Raw genomic sequence first — 18,651 nt, 5'->3', positions numbered from 1 at the left:
CTTTCCTTTCTCTTTTTTTATGATTGACGATGCCATCCTTAAGATCACAACATCAGGTGATAATACAACGAATCAGGTCACTTAGGAAGTTGTGGTTCGGATACTTTTGATGGTCGAATACACTTCGGAATATTCGGGCTCACGCACTTCTCTGACTTCACTCATCCCTCTGAAATCGGAAGAAGAAAAATATTTCATCAGTTGCAAATAAAAGACTTTTCCTGTCGCATCTTCGTGAATATAGAGTTGCAGGGGCTGATTGTTCGCTTCCGCCGCATCAGCAAGACCTTTGAAATCACCGGCCTCGAACATCTGCAAAAGTGCTTCTTCGCTCACAGCCGAAGAATCGAATTTCTTCACAGCGCTCTTTACAATCTTGCCACCACTCTGCTTGTTGTAGTATGCTTCGCCACCGAAATAAGCCACAAAACCAAAATATAACAGCCCGATTACACCAATCACACGAATCAGGGAAGAGGAAAGCGGAAGAATGGAAGGGAAGATGATCAGCAACAAACAGATGGCTGCCAATACATAGTAGACAATCTTCTTTGTCCCGTTTGTTCTTTTTTCAATGTCACTGTTTGCCTCATAATATGCATAGAGGTTCACCGGATAATCTTTTTTTTCTGTTTCCATATTTTCTTTTTTTAAGTGTTGATTTATCTATTGTCTCATTGCTGTCGTACCTTCCTCATGAATTCCCTCTTAGAATTTTTTCGCAAAGGTACATTTTTTATGTGAGTTCGGGATAAAAATTCTTATAAACCCGGATTACGCAATAGAAGAAATAAGAATGAATTTAATTCAGGCCTTCAGCCCTCCGAACAAGGTCCGGATGTCGATACCCCACCCTTGCGGGATGGGGCTGAAATAATTCGGGCTTTCAGCCCTTTCGGACAATAGTTAATGGTTATGCGCGGTACACGCCGAATCATGTACCCGGCAAATAACCATTGACAATTAACAATTGAAAAACAGCCCTGAAAGGGCGAGATAATTCAGCCCAATGCGAAGCGTTGGGGAAAAAGCAATATCCCCGTTGGGAGGGCTGTAAGCCTGACGTAACCATTGTCGTACATTCGCACATCCATTATTAATGGTAAACGCCAAACAGGGTATCGCGTAATTTGGGATAAAAGTTGGTAATCATGCGATTTTTTATTCTTAGGAAAGAATGAGTTAAAGAGGCCGCTTATAGGATTGTCAAGGATAAAATGACCGAACTGTTTTGCATGTTCGATGAGGTTAGCGAGATTCACGTAACCGAGTGGGAGGAAAACCTCGTTTTTTTCGTACTCGGTTTGCATGAAAAGAAGTGATAGCAAAACAAGCAGGCACGGATTCCACAGATCAACACGGCTATTCATCATCCGCGAAAATATGTGTAACCCGTGCCTGAAGGAAAGCTTACAAAAGTGTTTTAATGTGCTTTCTCAAAACAGACAATGTCCGGTTTTTATTTCTCGGCGTGTGCTCCGCCGGTTGTCGGCCAGTAGATGTTCTGATAAAGATTACTTGTTTCTATTTTCTTATCCGGAGAAGCCAAGCGTAAATCTTCGTTCCCGATGGGATAGAGATAGTATGCCTCGTGCCAGTTATACCCGTCGCGCAGTTCGTTGGTACTTTGCATGCTCCGACTGTAAGGGCGCAGATAGATACTCAGGTCCTTGCTTGAGACGATGGCTTCGGCCGATCCGTCGGCTTTCAAGTCGCCGTATTTTTTATAGGTTTCGGTCCAGAAGTTGACACCTTCGGGAATCCATTTGGTCGTAATCATGCGATCGAAGGCACGCCAGCGTATCAGGTCAGGAAAGCGTTGTCCTTCGCTGAAGAGTTCGGCCATGCGTTCACGACGGATATTGTAGAGGGTTTTGTCTATCATTGCCGTACCTGAATAGACTGCGAAGTCGTTTTCTTTCGTCAAGTCAGTAGCTGCAATCGTGGCATCGATATCCGTACTTACCCCTGCGCGTGCACGCAACTTCTGCCAATAACCTTTGGCAGTGGCATCCAAACTTTTGTTCAGTTCATAGGAAGCCTCCATATAGTTCAGGAGTGCTTCGGCAGAACGGAAGATAGGACAGGCGTTGGTACCCCGGCGTTCGTCGTTTTCCGTCTGGTTATAGTCGTAAGTGTAATACTTGCGCGGCTGATAGCCGGTGATGGCACGTTTTTCGCTTACACTTGTAGTAATGTCAGGTTTGGTAAAGGCAGTACCGGCAGTAGGGGCTTTCGGATCGGAATCGAGCATGTTGCTTTCTCCCCATACGAAGAGTTGCAGGCGTTCGTCGCGTCCGGCCTTGGCATCGTCTATCGACACGTCACCCTTGTACGTATCGTCCGCATAGATGGGAAGCCCCTTCTTGGTCAGGAAAGTCTCGACAAAGACGCGGGTATAACCGTCGGCACATCCTATCTTGACGCGATGTGGGACATCGTTCTTGATGTTTTGCGCCGAGCTGTACTCTTTCCACAGCAATACCTCAGGCACGTTTGCCAGCGATGGTTGGCTGTACATCTCGAAATAGCCGTTCCATCCGTAAACGGTTCCGTTTGCGGGATTCATGGTGTGAGTATTCTCCGTCAGTTCTGCTTTGTCGGCCACTTGCTTGGCTGCGTTCATCGCTTCGGTCAGGAAAAAGCGTATTTCGGCATCGATATCGAAAGACTTTCCGCTGTTGTACGCCATCTTGGCTCCCGGCCAGTTGGCATCGCCCGGCACGCGTCCCGAGCCTTTGTGGTATTTTTCGAATGTTCCTTCAAAAAGAGCCACTCTCGACTTGAACAGCAGGGCTGTCTCTTTATTAATGCGCTGTCCTTTGAATTTTCCACGGTCGGCAAGGAAACCGATGGCTTTGTCCAGATCTGCAAGGATAAAACGTGCCACTTCATTGCGCGGCGCCCGCTTGCTGGCTTCTATGATGGCCGCATCATTATCTTCCAAAACAGTGGTAACGATAGGCAGGTCGCCGAATCTGGCCATCGTATTGAAGTAATTGACGGCTCTCAGGAAATAGGCCTCACCGATATAGTTGCGAATAAGAACGTCGTCACCGCTGATTTTCTTAGCCTCATAAGCCGGAATGACCCTCTCGAGGAAGTAGTTGCAGATACGGAAGTTTCCATAGTAGCCTTGCAGGCTCTTTCCGGCAGGCACTTCCCAGTGTCCATTGGAGAAAAGTCTCGTATTTCCGTTCACATCCTGCACAAAGATGTCGGTATTCCGGTCGGAGCGTGCCAGACCGTCATTCCATACATTCACATCGTGATACATGCCGCCGTTGAAAGGCAACTGTAAAAAACCGTCGTAGTAGCTGTTCAGGTATGAAGCCAGCTGGTCAGCGTTGTTGTAGTAGGATTCGGGCGTAATCTGGCTCACCGGATCCAGGTCCAACAGATCGTTGCACGAGGTGGAGACCATGGAAACGGTTCCCAGTATCGTGCACAGACTTAGATATTTTATATTGATTTTCATACGTTTTTTTTTCTTTAGATGATTAAAAACTGAGGTTTACACCCACTGAAACAGTTCTTTGCAACGGGTAGGTTTTGGCTGCTCCCCAGCCTTCGTCTCCATAACTGCCGAATACTTCCGGGTCGTAGATGCTGGAGAGTCTGGTGAGGGTGAACAGATTGTCGCACGATACATAGATGCGGCAGTTGCTCAGACCGGAGGGATGGAGAACGGACTGCGGCAGCGAGTACCCGAACTGGAGATTCTTGCAACGGATGTAAGAAGCATCCTGCAGGTAGCGCGTCTGTGTAACTTGGTTCTTCCGGATTTCTCCAAAGTAAGGTTTCGGATAATAAGCTCCCGTATTTTCCGGTGTCCAATAGTCCATGTGTTCTTTAAAGGCTGCGCTTTGCCACACATTGCCCACTGCCCCCCAAAAGTAGGGGTCGCCTGAACCGAAATGCCAGTCGCGTTTCAACACACCTTGGAAGAAGATGGAAAAGTCGAAGCCTTTCCATTCGGCATCCAGATTGAGACCGAAGCGATAACGCGGCGTAGAGTTACCGATGCGTTTCAGGTCACCATGATCGTCCAACGTATTGTTTCCGCTGTTTACAATACCTTCGTCGATGATTTTACCACTGGCATCCTTGCGGTCTGCGAGGTTCTTGAACATTACGTCGCCTGCTCCCCAGTTGCTGCCCCAATTGGGTTTGTTCTTTTTCAGCCACTCGGCCATTTCGGCATCGGTTTTGGCAATGCCGACACTTTCGTATCCCCAGATTTCGTTGAGATACTTCCCGTTATAATAACTGTAAATATCTCCTGTTTCATTGGGATATCTCAGAATCTTAGAACGTGCATCGGAAAGATTGAGGCGTGCGCCGTACTTAAAGTCGCGTATCCGGTCGCGCCAGCCTATTTCCAGTTCCCAACCGGTAGTACGCATATCGCAGTTGTTGGTTTTGGGAGCGTTGGTTCCCAATACGGAGCCCAGTCGCGGAGCAGGGCCGATCATATCTTTGGTGGTGCGGCTGTACCAATCGAACGAGCCAGTCAAGCGGTTATTGAACGCAGCCCAATCCAGACCGACGTCCCACGTTTCTACCGTTTCCCAAGTCATACTACTGTTAACGATGCCGGGAATGTAGGCAGTATTGGGTTTTTCACCGTTGATGAGCCATCCGCCACTGGCTGAGGAGATGCTCTGCTGCTGATAGAAAGGATACCAATCCCAAAAGCTGTCATATCTGGAGCTGGTGTTACCCAATTGCCCCCACGAAGTGCGCAGCTTCAGCAGGCTGATGTTGTCGGTCAGTTTTTCAAAGAAGTCTTCGCGAGCAATGTTGTATCCTACGGAGAAGGAGGGGAACCAGGCCCAGCGCTTATCACCCACGAAACGTGAAGAACCGTCGTAGCGGATATTGGCTTCAAGGAGGTATTTACCGTCGTAGTCATAATTCAACCGGCCGAAGTAACCGGCCGTGGCACGGTTCCAATAAGAATCGCCATTTTTCTTATCCTTTTGCGCCTGGCTCAGGTAAGGTTTGTTAGAGGTGGTCAGATCGGTGCCGCTGCCCCACAAGTTGTCCTGATCATAGCGTTCGTAGTTGACACCCAGCAACAGCTTACCGTTATGTTTGCCGAAACTGCGAACGTAGTCGGTGTACATATTGACTGCGTAGTAATTCTGCCGGAAGCGATTGTCGGAAACGGAGGTTGTTGATCCATAGCCGCTATCGCGCATAAACCGCGTATTGTTCACATAGTAATGGTAGACAGGAATGACATTCCGGGTGAATTTTTCGTTTTGGGTGCGCATGGCGCCTTCGGCATAGATGTTCCAGCCTGTGATCGGGTTGAAGGTAAACTTCACCTGCTGGGTGAAGTGATCTTTGTGTTCCTGATAGATACCGCCATCTTCCAGCTCGGCGATTTCCATACCTTCAAACCAATGTCCGTTAGGATCTTTGACGGGGCAGGTAGGCCAACGGCGTGCGATATTGTGGAAGAAGAGCCCCGTAAGGTATTGGGGTTTTTCAAAATCGGTACGCGTCCATTTGATGGAGTATTCCAGTCGTGCCCACTTAGCCAGCTCGGCCGAGAGTTTACTGTTCATGGTGTAGCGGTTCAGCTCGTCGTGTCCGTGGCGGATGAGACCGTTCTGGTTGAGGACACTCCCGCTGACCGACCAGTTGAACTTTTCCGTTCCTCCGCTCAAGCTGAGGTTGTGCTGGGTAGAAGGAACGTTTTTCTTATAAAACTCGCTGAACCAGTCGGTGTTGGCAAATGCGCCGGTATAGTCTTTCCATTTTCCGCTTTTGGGATCGGCTATTGTGCCGTAATATTCGGGTTTGGAGGGGTCTGTGTATTCGCCACGCAGGAATTTTTGTATCCTTTCCATGGTTTCCTTGTTGAACTGATTAGGACCTCCGGCATTAACGGAAGCCCGGTTGAAGTATGAGGCAAAGGAATAAGAGTCTACCATATCGGGCAGTTGGGTGGCGGTGCTGAAGCGCATGTCGCCCGAATAGTTCACCTTCACCTTTCCGGACTTGCCGCTCTTGGTTGTGATGAGGATGACACCGAACGCAGCCCTCGAACCGTAGATAGAAGCCGAAGCGGCATCTTTCAATACGGAGACCGACTCGATGTCGTTCGGATTCAGCGTGTTCATATCGCCTTCGATACCGTCGATCAGAATCAGCGGACTGTCCACAGAGCCATCGCCGATGGTACCCGTACCGCGGATGTTGATACGCATAGCGGTGTTCAGGTCGCCGCCATTGGAGCTGGTAGTCAAATTCAGGCCCGGAATAGCTCCCTGCAGAGCCTGAGATACGTTGGCCACGGGACGTGCTTCGATAGCGTCGGCATTAATCATGCTGACAGCTCCCGTCACGTTGACTTTCTTCTGGGTGCCATACCCTACCACTACCACCTCATCCAGCAGTTTCGTATCACTTTTCATCTCCACGTTAATCGTCGTGCGTCCTTCTATGCGGACATCCTGTGGCTGAAGCCCTACATAGCTGAAAGTCAATATCCCATCGGAAGGCACATTGTTCAACACATAATTCCCGTCCAAATCGGTTATTGTACCTTTCGACGGATCTCCTTTTACTACGACCGTAGCCCCGATAACCGGTTCATGGCCATCATCGGTCACGATGCCTCGCACCGTAATCGTTTGCGCCGAGAGCGAAAACGCCGAGATACACAGAAAGAGTGTAAGCAAGCTTCTCGCTCCAAAAAGTTTTTTTCTTCTCATGCTTTTTTAATTGATTCGTTATACAATTGATGATAGTTCGTCGATTTTAGTTTCAGTTGAAAACTGCAGCGTATGGAAATGATTCGGGAAAACGGGGAGTCTTCGCACGTCGTGAAGCCATACCTTGCGGAGAGGAGAGTCCTCCCCCTCATCCGCACAGCATGCCGCGACGATTTAGCCCGATTAAAAAACAAAGTTGGCAGACCGGCTGCCGGCCGGAAACCATATGAAAAGATGATGAAAATATTAGAAGGGAAAAAAAATGATTCGGAAGAAGTATTATTTAATAAATAAAAGTTTATTAAATACCCCCCCCCCCGTCATTAATATTTATTAAGAAGTTGAAAGCGTTTTGTTTCGCCGGAAAATAACTTCTTGGGATTGACAAGTACAACTCGTTTGTATCGAAATTCATTCTCTTTTTAGTGTGTTGAGGCTGCAAAGATAGAGTAATTTTTTTTAATGCTCCCCGTGGCGTTATATGTTATATAACATTTTTTTTGTGGAGAGTGATGTATGCATGAAGAGGTTGCATGTCGAAACTAATAGGAGAGTGCAAAGAGGAAGCAGAAGAGTACATTCAGACAGAGGTGGGTGTCATATTGCCCATATGAGACACCTTTGCCAAGAAACCGAATGCAAAACCCCACCCCCACGTGCGGTAGTGTGAGAGCCCGGAAAATGAAAATAGGAGGAAAATGAAAAAGGTTTTCCTCCTACTTGATTTTTAGAATTGTTTTTTACTTCCTAAACTGTACGATTTTGATCGTCCAGTCTTTATTCTTTCCATTAGCAGCTGTCACCCGGAACTTACGTTCCTGGCTCCAATTGTCCGGGGTTCCCAGCGGGGCACTTCCTTCAATCGGAGTAATACGTGCAGCAGTAGAAACAGTTACCTGTCCCCATAATTTACCGGCCGACACCTGAGAACGTATCGTTTCATTGAAATCTCCTTTTGCATCAGGAACTGTTACCGTGACCTCAATCGTCGCTTTTGTCTGATCGACCTTGTTCGACGTATCCAATCGTTGCTCTTTCACGACAGGTTCTCCTGTAATCGGGTCTTTGATGTCGCTCGCCCAACGATAATAGAACTGTACGGCGCTGATTTCAGCTTCTTCGTATGCCGGAAGTTCTTCCCAATCGCATGCTATTACAAAGGGTATGCATAAAAGCATTACCAACCATTTACTTACTGTATGTTTCATTTTAGTATCTTTTTTATCAATTCATAATCTGACGAATTATTCCCAGCCCGGATTTTGATCCGCATCCGATATGGCTGAGTTGGCTTGAATAACCGATTTGGTTATTGGGAACAGATAAGAACGGACGTCAAATCTGCGTTGATTGTTTTGCAATTGCACCTGTCCGACATACATTGCTGAACGATCCGTTTTAATTTCGACAAACGTAGCCGGTTGTTTCAACTCATCGATTACGCTTCCCGGTGCTTTACCATCATTCGCTTCGTGACCATACTTACCCCAGCGTAAGAGACTGAAATAAAAGTCGCCTTCCCAGAACAGTTCCACTCGACGTTCGATTTTATAATCTTTCCATGTTTCTGCTGCTGTTGAGGCCTGCGAAGCAGGTAGCCCCCCATGTACCGTTCGGGTCTGATTCAGCACGGTGACAGCTTCCGATACTTTATTTAGTCGGAGCAAAGCTTCCGTTTTGTTCAACAATGCACGTCCGTAACGGAACAATATCTTATGATAGTTCGTATAGACATTGTAAAAAGGACGTGGAGTCATATTGGTATAAATATATTTACGCGTAGCGTAGTTGGTCAACGGTACATGGTCTGCTGCATAGCGTGCAGTAGCCCAGCGGCTCGTATTGCCATGACTGTATGTGGTAATGTCTTCGCCCAGGAACACCGATCCGTCATGAATGATGGATGCATCGAAACGTTTGTCACGATGTTTATACATCAGATCGCTGATATTCGTTCCCGGTGTCTTCACTTCGAAAGCCTTGAAATGTCCTTCTACGAGTTCCGCTTCCTCTTTATGTTCGATTTTCGACAATGCTTCGGCACGGCTCAACGGTTTCGTGTTTTCTGTAAACTGCGAAGCCTCATACCAACGAACAGCTTTTCCGCTTTTCTGATCAACGACCAAATAGTCGTCTACGAGATTTTGGCTCGGAGTATGGTCCAACCAGCATTCAAAGATGTCGGCTTTTTTAAAGAGCGGTCCGCAATTGGTAACTTCTAATTTGCTGTTCAGTACGTTCGAGACGAGGTTAATCATATCGGTGTGCATCATCTGTGTATTGTCTGCACTCCAGTATCGAGCCAGAATGATTTCGGGAGAACTATACGCGCCGTTCTGATTAAACATGTTTTCGTAATTAGGGTCTAACGAAACATGGGAGATGGCATTGACGGCATCGACGGTTTCCTGATAAAGGCTCTTTCCGTTTTGTAACGCAGCTGCGTCATTCGTATAGGCCGCAGCTGTAAGACAAACTTCGGACAGGAATGCGAGTCCGGCATTTTTATTCAAACGTCCGGCGACGACTTTCGTCGGCAAGTTCGGGATGGCTTCACGCAGGTCTTTCAAGATATGACTATAACTTTCCACGATGTCTTTCGTAAGTGGAATGTTAAATTCGTCATTTGTTTTCAGCACCTTGTCCACCCAAATATATCGTCCGCCCTTGCGTGCCAGATCATAATAGATCATCGCTCGCATCATTTTGGCTTCGGCCGTGTAACGTTTCTTATACGTTTCGTCTAATACGGAAGATTCCGCCACTTTTTCGATGATCAGGTTGCAGTTACGAATCGCTCCAAAACGGTCGTTCAATCCCCAACCGTACGTGTTTTCCATCAATCCTCTGGCTTCGTTCGGACAAGAGGTACGGCAGTTGACCATATTATTGGTAAAAGTCTTATCCCAAGTTGCAAAGTTCAGGTAAGGATCACAGGCATGGCCATAATTACTGACAACAAACGCATCGACAGTTCCCTGACTTGTCCATACCGTATTGTCACCATAGCTTTCTTTGGGATACGTATCCAGAAAACTTTCACAGCTTTGCAGTCCGATTACTCCTGTGAAGAGGAGGACTGACATATAATTTTTGTATTTCATTTCTTTATATCTTTAGTTTATTAGTTAAAAACCGATATTTAAACTGACGGTATACACTCTTGAAACTGGATACGTATATCCTGTCCCTTCGCCGGCCTCGGGGTCGAATTCATGTTTTTTGGCCGGGCTGAAAGTAAGAAGATTATATCCGGAAAGGGATAAAACGCACTTGGAGAGCCAAGCTGTTTTCTTCAGCCATTTATGTTTGAAATCATAACCGATTGACATGTTTTTGAGGCGGAGATAATGCGCGTTGACCAACCAAAAGTCGGAGCCGACAAAGTTATTGTTTCCGTTATAACCTGCCGAAGCATGCTGACGGGGATACAGAGCTTCCGTATTGTCCGGTGCCCAGATATCGGTTTGGAATTTGTAGATTACCGGCAGGTAATTACTGTTTCCTCCTTGAAGAATTGAAGCAATGTAGAAGTTATAGTTGCTTGCGCCTTGCCAAAGCATATTCATATAAAAGCCTTTATAGCTCAGATCGGCAGCAAAGCCGAAGTTCGCTCTCGGTTTATTTCCGGCGCCCGAACGTATTTGGTCATCACCGTCTATCTTACCGTCACCATTGAAGTCGTAGTATTTCAAGTCTCCTGCCATCAGATTGACAGAACCGTTGCGTTTCGGTGAATTAAGTACATCTTCGTAGTTACGGTAATACCCCAGATTGCGGTATAGATTGCCTGAATTGGGGCCTACCTGCGTATTCCGTTTGTACGGGTTCTTCAACGATGTTTCCGCTTCGTTGGGGTTTCTGTTCCAACGCTCGTCATATAACGTCATATTGGATGAAAGGCCATAGTACAAGTCACCGATTTTATCTTTCCATTGCAATACGAATTCGAAACCGCGTCGGATGTTTTCACCGTCTGATTTCACAACGGGCAGATTCTTACCCAGCGGAGAGGTATATCCAATGTTCGAAGGAGTAGCCAGATACCCTGTCGTTATTTTGGCAAAGTAATCGACCGAACCGGACAGACGGCTGTTCAACGACGCGAAATCCCAACCGATGTTAAAGTCTTTCGTCGTATACCATGTCATATCCGGACTCACTAAGGACCCTTCGCTGAAGCCGGGCACCCATTGGCTGCCGATGTATGCGCCACGCTGATTCAATCCGTATGAAGTCAGATAAGTATAGCGGTCGGCTACGCCGTCTCCGTTTTGGTCTAAAAAATCCTGACCGATTTCACCATACGAAGTGCGAATTTTAAACAAATTAAAGATTCGGTTCAGGTTCAGGTTTTCCCAGAACCATTCGTCCGAAGCCATCCATGCCAATGAGCCGGAGAAGAATGTTCCCCAACGATTGCCTTTCGGGAAATAGTCGCTACCGTCATGACGGCAATTGAGTTCTACCATGTATTTGGAAGCGTAATCGTATTTAAGACGTCCGATAAAAGCGGCACGGCGTTCGCCGGCGCCTTCGCCTGAACCATTTTCCATCGTGCTGCTTGGCCCGGCTCCCATTTGATCTACGTCGAAGAGATAGTTTTTACGTGATGCTTCCAGATTGTCATAATCACGGCCGCTGGCTTCCATGCCAAGGGTTGTACCGATAGTATGTACTTCGCTGAATGTACGTGCATAGTCGGCAAGGAGCTGCACATTGAAATTGTCGCGGTGATTCGCTTCTTTTTTCAGATTCGGTTTACCCGGAGTCGCGGGTTTACCTTCCCAATCGTACGTCAGAGCACTTTTATTCCATGATTTGTAACGGTCGTTAACGACGCCATAACTTCCGATAGCTTTCATCTTTAATCCGGTAACCCAGGGAAGGCTCCACTCAAGATTCAAATTTGCTCTGACCGTATTTTCCTTCGAAGCATAATATCCGCCATCGCTACTGATATCCACCAACGGGTTATCAGTCGTTCCGCTGTATATTTGTCCGAAGGGATTATATGCTGCTTCCATCGGTCGTTTGTTTTGGATGTGTGACCAGGTGAAGTAGTAACCGCGACCGTCTGTGGTAGCCGGTTCGACGGTATTGACAATATAGGCATCAATTCCGGAAATCACTTTCAGACCAATTGATTTAATATCGGCCTCAATATTCGTTCGGAGGTTGTAGCGTTGCATATTATTAGCATTGGTACGATAGATCGATTCCTGATTATAATAACCCAGACCGGCGTATATCTTCATCGTTTCGGTACCTCCGGTAACTGCAAGATTGTGTCGTGTTTCCGGAGAGAAGGTACGCATGGTCAACTTATGCCAGTCCGTATTCGGATGGCCTTGCGGATCAGTACCGTCTCTAAACAGCTGCAGATCTTTTTCCGTATACTGCGGAGCACGGCCGTCGTATTGCAAGCCGCGGTTTACGTAGAGTGCCGCGGTATAGGAATCGAGTTTTTCGGCTAAATAGGCTGGTTGGCTTAAGGTATAATTGAAATTATAGTCTACATTGATTCTGCCTGCTTTACCTTCTTTCGTTTTAACCAGGATAATGCCATTGGCCGCACGCGCACCGTAGACTGCTGTTGCCGAAGCGTCTTTCAAAACAGACATCTGATCGATGTCTTCGGGGTTCAGGTTTTGAAAGTCGCGTTCTTCACAAATGATTCCGTCGATAACGTATAACGGTCTGCCACCACCACGTATCGAGATTGAGGCTTTGGTGTTGACTCCACCGCCTGATTGCTGTACGATTAACCCCGGCGCACGGCCTGCCAAACTTTGTGTGATGTTAGGCACGGGTACCTTAGCTAGTTCGTCGGCTTTGACTTGCGATACGGCCGAGGTCGTCTTCCGTTTCGACGTTGTACCGTATCCTACGACAACCACTTCGTCCAGCAGTTTCGTATCGCTCTTCATCTCTACATTAATCGTCGTGCGTCCTTCTATGCGGACATCCTGTGGCTGAAGCCCTACATAGCTGAAAGTCAATATCCCATCGGAAGGCACATCGTTCAACACATAATTCCCGTCCAAATCGGTTATTGTACCTTTCGACGGATCTCCTTTTACTACGACCGTAGCCCCGATAACCGGTTCATGGCCATCATCGGTTACGGTACCTCGCACCGTAATCGTTTGCGCCGAGAGCGAAAACGCCGAGATACACAGAAAGAGTGTAAGCAAGCTTCTCGCTCCAAAAAGTTTTTTTCTTCTCATGCTTTTTTAATTGATTCGTTATATAATTGATGATAGTTCGTCGATTTCAGTTTCAGTTGAAAACTGCAGCGTATGGAAATGATTCGGGAAAACGGGGAGTCTTCGCACGTCGTGAAGCCATACCTTGTGGAGAGGAGAGTCCTCCCCCCTCATCCGCACAGCATGCCGCGACGATTTAGCCCGATTAAAAAACAAAGTTGGCAGACCGGCTGCCGGCCGGAAACCATATGAAAAAAAGATGATGAAAATATTAGAAGGGAAAAAGAATGATTCGGAAGAAGTGTTATTTAATAAACAAAAGTTTTTAAATACACCCCCCCCCGTTATTAATATTTATTAAAAAATCAAGGGCGTTTTGTTTCGCCGTAAAATAACTTCTCGGGATCGACAAATACGACTCGTTAAATGTATCGAAATTCATTCTCTTTTTAGTGTGCTAAAGCTACAAAGATAGGGTAAATTTTTTTAATGTCTCCCGTAGTGCGATATGCTATATAACATTTTTTTGTATGTAGAGAGTGATGCATGACCCATGCTTAACCCAAATTATGCGATCCCCTGTTTGGTGTTTACCATTAATAATGGATGTGCAAATGTATGACAATGGTTACGTCAGGCTTACAGCCCTCCCAACGGGGATATTGCTTTTTTCCCCAACGCTCCGCATTGGGCTGAATTATCTCGCCCTTTCAGGGCTGTTTATTAATGGTTAATTGTCAATGGTTAATTGTCATGCCGGGTACATGATTCGGCGTGTAACACGCATAACCATTACCCGAAAGGGCTGAAAGCCCGAATTATTTCAGCCCCATCCCGCAAGGGTGGGGTATCGACATCCGGACCTTGTTCGGAGGGCTGAAGGCCTGAATTAAATTCATTCTTATTTCTTCTATCGCGTAATCCGGGATAAAATAAAAAAAAATCAGACAAGATGAAACTGAGATACAAAATATCAATTTGGGGGACACTTGCACTCGCAGGCTCTCTCCTTTGGGGCGGAAGCCTCTGGCTTTGGCTGGTAGGGATATGTGCAGGGAAATTCCTCATTCGGCTACTCCTTACCATTGCTTTGGCAATCGCCGCATACATTTTGGCTTATGCCCTCATCATTGGGGCAATACTTTGGTTATTCATTTATTAAACAGACAGATATATGAAAAGAAGAAGCAAAACTATCGCACAGCAATGCAAATACTACGAAGTGGACAACATCTTCGAGTATATGGTATCGGTTTTCCAGTACGGAAATATATCCGCCTTTGGGGAACTATACAAGGAACTCAATCGGAAGGACAGAAAGGAGTTTATACTCTATCTCTTTTCAGAAGTTGAACCTATTCATATCCAAGAAATCATTTTAGCAACCATCTAAATATAGGAATTATGGAAACATTCAGTTTTTACCAAGACCGAAAGGTTACTTGCTGGGAACGCACCCGATTTGATATAACAGCCGAGAGTTATGAGGAAGCCGTTGCTCTTGTCAAGTCGTGGCAAGGTGAGGACGTTCTCTGTTTTGAGGACAACGAGAAAGTCATCATTACGGACGGAGAAACATTATATGACACCTCCGAAAGCTTATCCGTAGAGGAAAACGGAGGGAAACCGACTTATCGAGGTCTTTGTGGACAATGGAGAAGACATCATCAATAATACAACCCGATAACATCAAACGGATATGAGAACGGAAACAAGAACATACGAAGTTTATAACCTCCACGAACTGACAAGAGAGGCACAAGCAAAGGCACACAGCCATTGGGCGGAACATTTCGACTATGGTTGGGACGAAGAAAACCGAAAGACATTGCAAGCCTTTGAACAGATATTCAATATCAAGGTGGACAGATGGTCATACGATGATTATTCCTATTGGTATCGTTTCACTTCTCATTACAGAGAGGAAGAAGATAATTTGAAAGGGGTTAGACTTCTGAAATACCTTGTCAATAACTATTGGAACGACTTGTATATACCCAAAACCATTTGGGGACACAATTACAAGACAAAGCGCAAGAGCCGTGTATTCGTCACCAATGATTGTGTTTTGACGGGCTATTATATGGACTATGAGATATTACAGCCTATATACGACTTTCTGAAAGCCCCCGACAACACCACCCTTTACGAACTTATGAACAAGTGCTTGAACGGCTTTTTCAAGGCTTGCAGGGACGATATGAAATACCAACTCAGCGAGGAAGCCTTTGCCGAGAGTTGCGAAGCCAACAACTACGAATTTCTATCCAACGGAACATTATTCAACTGATTAAAATATCAAAGACAATGAAAGGTACAGAACATTTCAAGGACGTTATTCAAAACTATTTGGAAACGAGAGCATCATACGATGAACTCTTTGCGGAGAATTTCCGCAAAGAGAACAAGAACATAGACGAGTGTGTAACCTATATCCTCAACGAGGTGCAGAAAAGCGGTTGTTCGGGATTTCCGGACGATGAAATCTACTCTATGGCAGTGTATTACTATGATGAGGACGACATAGAAGTAGGCAAGCCCAATTCCTGCAAGGTGGTGGTGAACCACACCATCGAACTCACGGAGGAGGAGAAAGCGGAAGCCAGACAGAGAGCCGTAGAGCAGTACCAACGTGAAGAACTCTCCAAAATAAAGAGCCGTAACGCAAAACAACGAAAGGAAAATGGAAGCAATGGATTTGAACGAAGCACGCATCTATGTAGGCACTTATGCCAAGTACAATAACAAACGATTGAGGTCAATCTGGACACGCTTAAAGTGATGCAAAGTCGTGGCGTATGCAATCAAAACACAGAATATCACGACCAAATCGTGAACCTTGTCAATGCCAACAAACGGCTAATCCGTCAGCGAATGAGACAAAACAGCATAAAGTATAAACCATAAAACTATCACAGCAATGAAAGTAGAAATAGAAAGCATCGTATGCAACTGGGCGGAGGAAATACCCCATATCCTTGTAAGGGTAATCAATGCCATTTCCTTATCTACCAATGAAAAGGAACTGAGGGCAGCCGTCAAGCGGATAGCCGAAGAAACGGAACTTGACAAGTTCTTTACCTATGGTTACGGCACACATCATTTTTGGTTTACCCACCGCAGGTTATCGAATGGCGAGCCGATGGAACGCAGATTACTAATTGCTGAATTTTGAGAATATGAAGAAGAAAGTTTACAGAGTACGAACGCAGTACATTTTCGAGGGAGTTTTTGAGGTGCTTGCCGAGAGCAGAGAAGAAGCACGGCAAAAGGTAATTCAAGATTGCGGAATGGTAATGGGTGGAAACATTCACAGCACCCTTCCTGATGAGGAAATCAATTGGGCTTTCTCCATGCACCCCGAAGTAAGGACGGGACGAATAACCGTTCAAGAAGAACGGACGGAGTAAAGCGGTCGGCAGATTTGCCGACCGCTCCTTTCTTTCGTGAGCTTTAGGCGGACAAAGAAAGGAGCAAAGAAACCCCGATGAAAAACACCTCGTTACTTTTGACGGTGAGTTGAGACGGCTCAAAAGTAACAAAAAGCCCCAATTAGCATAGTATAAGTTACCTCGCACAGCATACCCATGACATAAAACTCCTTTCTTTGCAAGTTTCAAGTAATCCTTGCCTTCGTCTGATTCCTCGCACAATAGTGTAAATTTAACCCAATCCAAATCATCCCCCCAATCTATATCAGGCTCGTCTTTAATGAGAGAATACATTGTATTCGCATTTGTCATTACCAATCAATTTTGAGGAAAATAGATTAGTGACAGTGTTTGTAAGTTATTTTATTTCAATGGATTACATATTAAACGGTAGAAAAGTGAAATCATTGAATCTGATTGGAGTTAAATTGGCGAATATTTAACATATTTAACTTTCATTGACGTAATGCGAATTCAACAAGCAAGTGCAAATTTACGACAAGTAATTGAAAAACTCCTCAAATGGAGTTGAAAACATAGAATTCTTTTTTGGTCTCGTATTGATTTTTCGCTGTTATTTCATCTATATCTCCGTCCTTTAGTTGTTTCATTGCTGCATCATGCCACGCGCCCCTTCATAAGAGCAACTCTCAGCACCTACTTTCTGTGCTTCTTTCAGAGCTGTTTCCAAATCCGATTCTAAGAGATCACATATTCCAAACATTACTTTGTCTTTGAACAAATTATTAATCAAAGCAGCCGCTGTCCAGTCGCCCGCACCAGCGGTATCCACCACTTTCTCATTAACAACGGGGTCTAGGTGCTTCCAACCAAAATCCAAGCGGTAGCTCAATCCCTTTGCCCCCTGCGTCTGGATAAACAGCTTATCCTTATAGTCTATAAACTGGTCAATGTCTTTTATCCTCTGTTCCGAGAATTTGACTATATCAGACACCTCAACACATTTGTGGAACAGGCTGACATTACCTCCTCTGCTGGAAGGCTCAAAGAATATCATTGAACCCTTTTCCTTGAATGTGGTGGCTAGCTTCAAGATGGCGGGTGAAACCCTGTCAAAGAAGAATACCTTTGGCACAAAGTCTATCCTCTCAATCACCTCATTCGCCTGTTTCAGCGTCAGCGACTTGAAGTCCAGATAGAACCGCCCGATATTGTTGCGCGATTCAAACTTGTGCGTGGGAACACCGTCCTTGTTAATGAAGTTATGCTGCACTATCACCGGAGTCTTACCGTCTTGGGTAGAGACAAAATCAGTGTGTACACGATGCTTTTTCATGTCATCCAACACTCTTACTCCGTCTTTCGTACCGTCCAAACGGGCTATGGGATAGGCATCCCACCCCATGTGGGAGAGAATCATCATCACATTACCGCATGTGCCACCCACGTAATAGGATAAGGGAACTCTTTGCCCGTCCCAAATCAACACATCCAGACTTATCAGGCCTGCACCAACTATGATATTATTTGTTTCAAGTTCCATGTTTCAAGTATCAAGTTTCAAGCTTCAGGATTAAGCCTCTCCACCAACTTCGATTTCACCTTTTCCCACGCCACCTGAGGGTCATACTCCACCTGTGGCCCAAGAATCATTTCCGTATCCGTCAAGAATTCCTCATCCTGTAGCTTTTCGTCCATATTCAGCACAAATTCCTTGTACGTAGGCAGGTGCGATGCCGTGAAGCCCAGATACCGCTCATAGCTTTCCATAACTTTCCCTTTATCCAACTCGGGGTGCATTGACAGTATCTTCCACAGGTCAAACAAATCACGTCCTTTTCTCCGCTGATACACAGCCCGCAGCTTCGTCCCTGTCAGCTCCACCAACTCATACGTCAGCACCTCGCAAGCACCCTTGAACCACGAACTATCCACCGCAAAAGGTACTCTTACCATTGGAAAAACACAGAAATGTTCCTTGCAGTTAATCTCCACCTTCAAGTGAATCTCGCCCGCATCCATATCCGTCGGTTGCACCTTGAACACCAGCGTATTGTTATGCTTCTTCTGCTTTATCACCGGCTCGCCCAGCCAAGCTAACGCATCCCTTAGATGGTCTATCGTTTCTTTGATGGGTTCTGCCTGCACTTGCACCAGGTCAATGTCCTCCGAGTATTTATCACAACTTGCGATAAGTTTTCTTATCGCAAGTAAAATATTATCCAAAGTACGACTTTTGCACGACTGATTATTAATTGCTTATCAGGGATACTTTTTGCCATCACTTTGGATAATATTACTACCGTCCTAAGTTTTTTAACC

At 45.8% G+C, this 18,651-nt stretch carries 14 protein-coding genes and 2 pseudogenes; 8 read left to right on the top strand and 8 right to left on the bottom strand.

The window, feature by feature from the left end:
• Positions 1 to 81: 81 nt before the first annotated feature.
• From Tanf_RS09340 to Tanf_RS09305, 6 genes are all read right to left on the bottom strand, one after another.
• Positions 82 to 639 (bottom strand): hypothetical protein, encoded by a 558-nt coding sequence (locus Tanf_RS09340; RefSeq protein ID WP_046825689.1) that lies wholly within the window; start codon positions 637 to 639, stop codon positions 82 to 84.
• Between the two features lie 820 nt (positions 640 to 1,459).
• Positions 1,460 to 3,478, bottom strand: coding sequence for a RagB/SusD family nutrient uptake outer membrane protein (locus Tanf_RS09330; RefSeq protein WP_046825687.1), 2,019 nt, complete (start codon positions 3,476 to 3,478; stop codon positions 1,460 to 1,462).
• A gap of 22 nt (positions 3,479 to 3,500) precedes the next feature.
• Positions 3,501 to 6,728, bottom strand: coding sequence for a SusC/RagA family TonB-linked outer membrane protein (locus Tanf_RS09325; RefSeq protein ID WP_236684422.1), 3,228 nt, complete (start codon positions 6,726 to 6,728; stop codon positions 3,501 to 3,503).
• Positions 6,729 to 7,468: 740 nt separating this feature from the next.
• Complete coding sequence (locus Tanf_RS09315; protein WP_014224609.1) at positions 7,469 to 7,936, bottom strand: DUF5018-related domain-containing protein; 468 nt, start codon at positions 7,934 to 7,936, stop codon at positions 7,469 to 7,471.
• Between the two features lie 36 nt (positions 7,937 to 7,972).
• Entirely contained in the window at positions 7,973 to 9,832 is a 1,860-nt protein-coding gene (locus tag Tanf_RS09310; RefSeq protein ID WP_014224610.1) for a RagB/SusD family nutrient uptake outer membrane protein, read from the bottom strand.
• Between the two features lie 24 nt (positions 9,833 to 9,856).
• Entirely contained in the window at positions 9,857 to 12,958 is a 3,102-nt protein-coding gene (locus tag Tanf_RS09305; protein ID WP_046825684.1) for a SusC/RagA family TonB-linked outer membrane protein, read from the bottom strand.
• A gap of 931 nt (positions 12,959 to 13,889) precedes the next feature.
• Here Tanf_RS09305 and Tanf_RS14385 point away from each other — a divergent pair.
• The 8 genes and pseudogenes from Tanf_RS14385 (at position 13,890) to Tanf_RS09265 (ending at position 16,347) form a co-directional block, all read left to right on the top strand.
• On the top strand, positions 13,890 to 14,099 hold the full coding sequence (locus Tanf_RS14385) for a hypothetical protein (RefSeq protein WP_074451941.1): 210 nt from the start codon (positions 13,890 to 13,892) through the stop codon (positions 14,097 to 14,099).
• Between the two features lie 12 nt (positions 14,100 to 14,111).
• A complete protein-coding gene (locus tag Tanf_RS09290) occupies positions 14,112 to 14,330 on the top strand; it encodes a hypothetical protein (protein WP_046825681.1) in 219 nt (72 codons plus the stop codon).
• Positions 14,331 to 14,341: 11 nt separating this feature from the next.
• A pseudogene (locus tag Tanf_RS09285) lies at positions 14,342 to 14,624 on the top strand (hypothetical protein).
• 12 nt (positions 14,625 to 14,636) lie between these two features.
• Positions 14,637 to 15,227 carry a hypothetical protein gene (locus tag Tanf_RS09280; protein ID WP_046825679.1) on the top strand — a complete coding sequence of 197 codons (591 nt, stop codon included), beginning with the start codon at positions 14,637 to 14,639 and terminating at the stop codon, positions 15,225 to 15,227.
• A gap of 17 nt (positions 15,228 to 15,244) precedes the next feature.
• Entirely contained in the window at positions 15,245 to 15,682 is a 438-nt protein-coding gene (locus tag Tanf_RS09275; RefSeq protein WP_046825678.1) for a PcfK-like family protein, read from the top strand.
• Positions 15,683 to 15,844, top strand: a pseudogene (locus Tanf_RS14380) (PcfJ domain-containing protein); the annotation flags it as partial. It lies immediately after the preceding gene.
• A 13-nt stretch (positions 15,845 to 15,857) separates the two neighbouring features.
• Complete coding sequence (locus tag Tanf_RS09270; protein WP_046825677.1) at positions 15,858 to 16,112, top strand: DUF8466 domain-containing protein; 255 nt, start codon at positions 15,858 to 15,860, stop codon at positions 16,110 to 16,112.
• A gap of 4 nt (positions 16,113 to 16,116) precedes the next feature.
• Complete coding sequence (locus Tanf_RS09265) at positions 16,117 to 16,347, top strand: hypothetical protein (RefSeq protein ID WP_046825676.1); 231 nt, start codon at positions 16,117 to 16,119, stop codon at positions 16,345 to 16,347.
• Between the two features lie 628 nt (positions 16,348 to 16,975).
• Here the strand turns inward: Tanf_RS09265 and Tanf_RS09260 are convergent.
• Positions 16,976 to 17,872, bottom strand: coding sequence for a PfkB family carbohydrate kinase (locus Tanf_RS09260; RefSeq protein WP_046825675.1), 897 nt, complete (start codon positions 17,870 to 17,872; stop codon positions 16,976 to 16,978).
• Positions 17,873 to 17,889: 17 nt separating this feature from the next.
• Positions 17,890 to 18,555 carry a nucleotidyl transferase AbiEii/AbiGii toxin family protein gene (locus Tanf_RS09255; RefSeq protein WP_236684421.1) on the bottom strand — a complete coding sequence of 222 codons (666 nt, stop codon included), beginning with the start codon at positions 18,553 to 18,555 and terminating at the stop codon, positions 17,890 to 17,892.
• Positions 18,556 to 18,651: the final 96 nt, after the last annotated feature.

Origin of the sequence: Tannerella forsythia, assembly GCF_001006485.1 — a bacterium.
GTDB lineage: Bacteria > Bacteroidota > Bacteroidia > Bacteroidales > Tannerellaceae > Tannerella > Tannerella forsythia.
The sequence above is the reverse complement of the archived record's forward strand: the minus strand, read 5'-3'. Positions and strand labels throughout refer to the sequence as shown.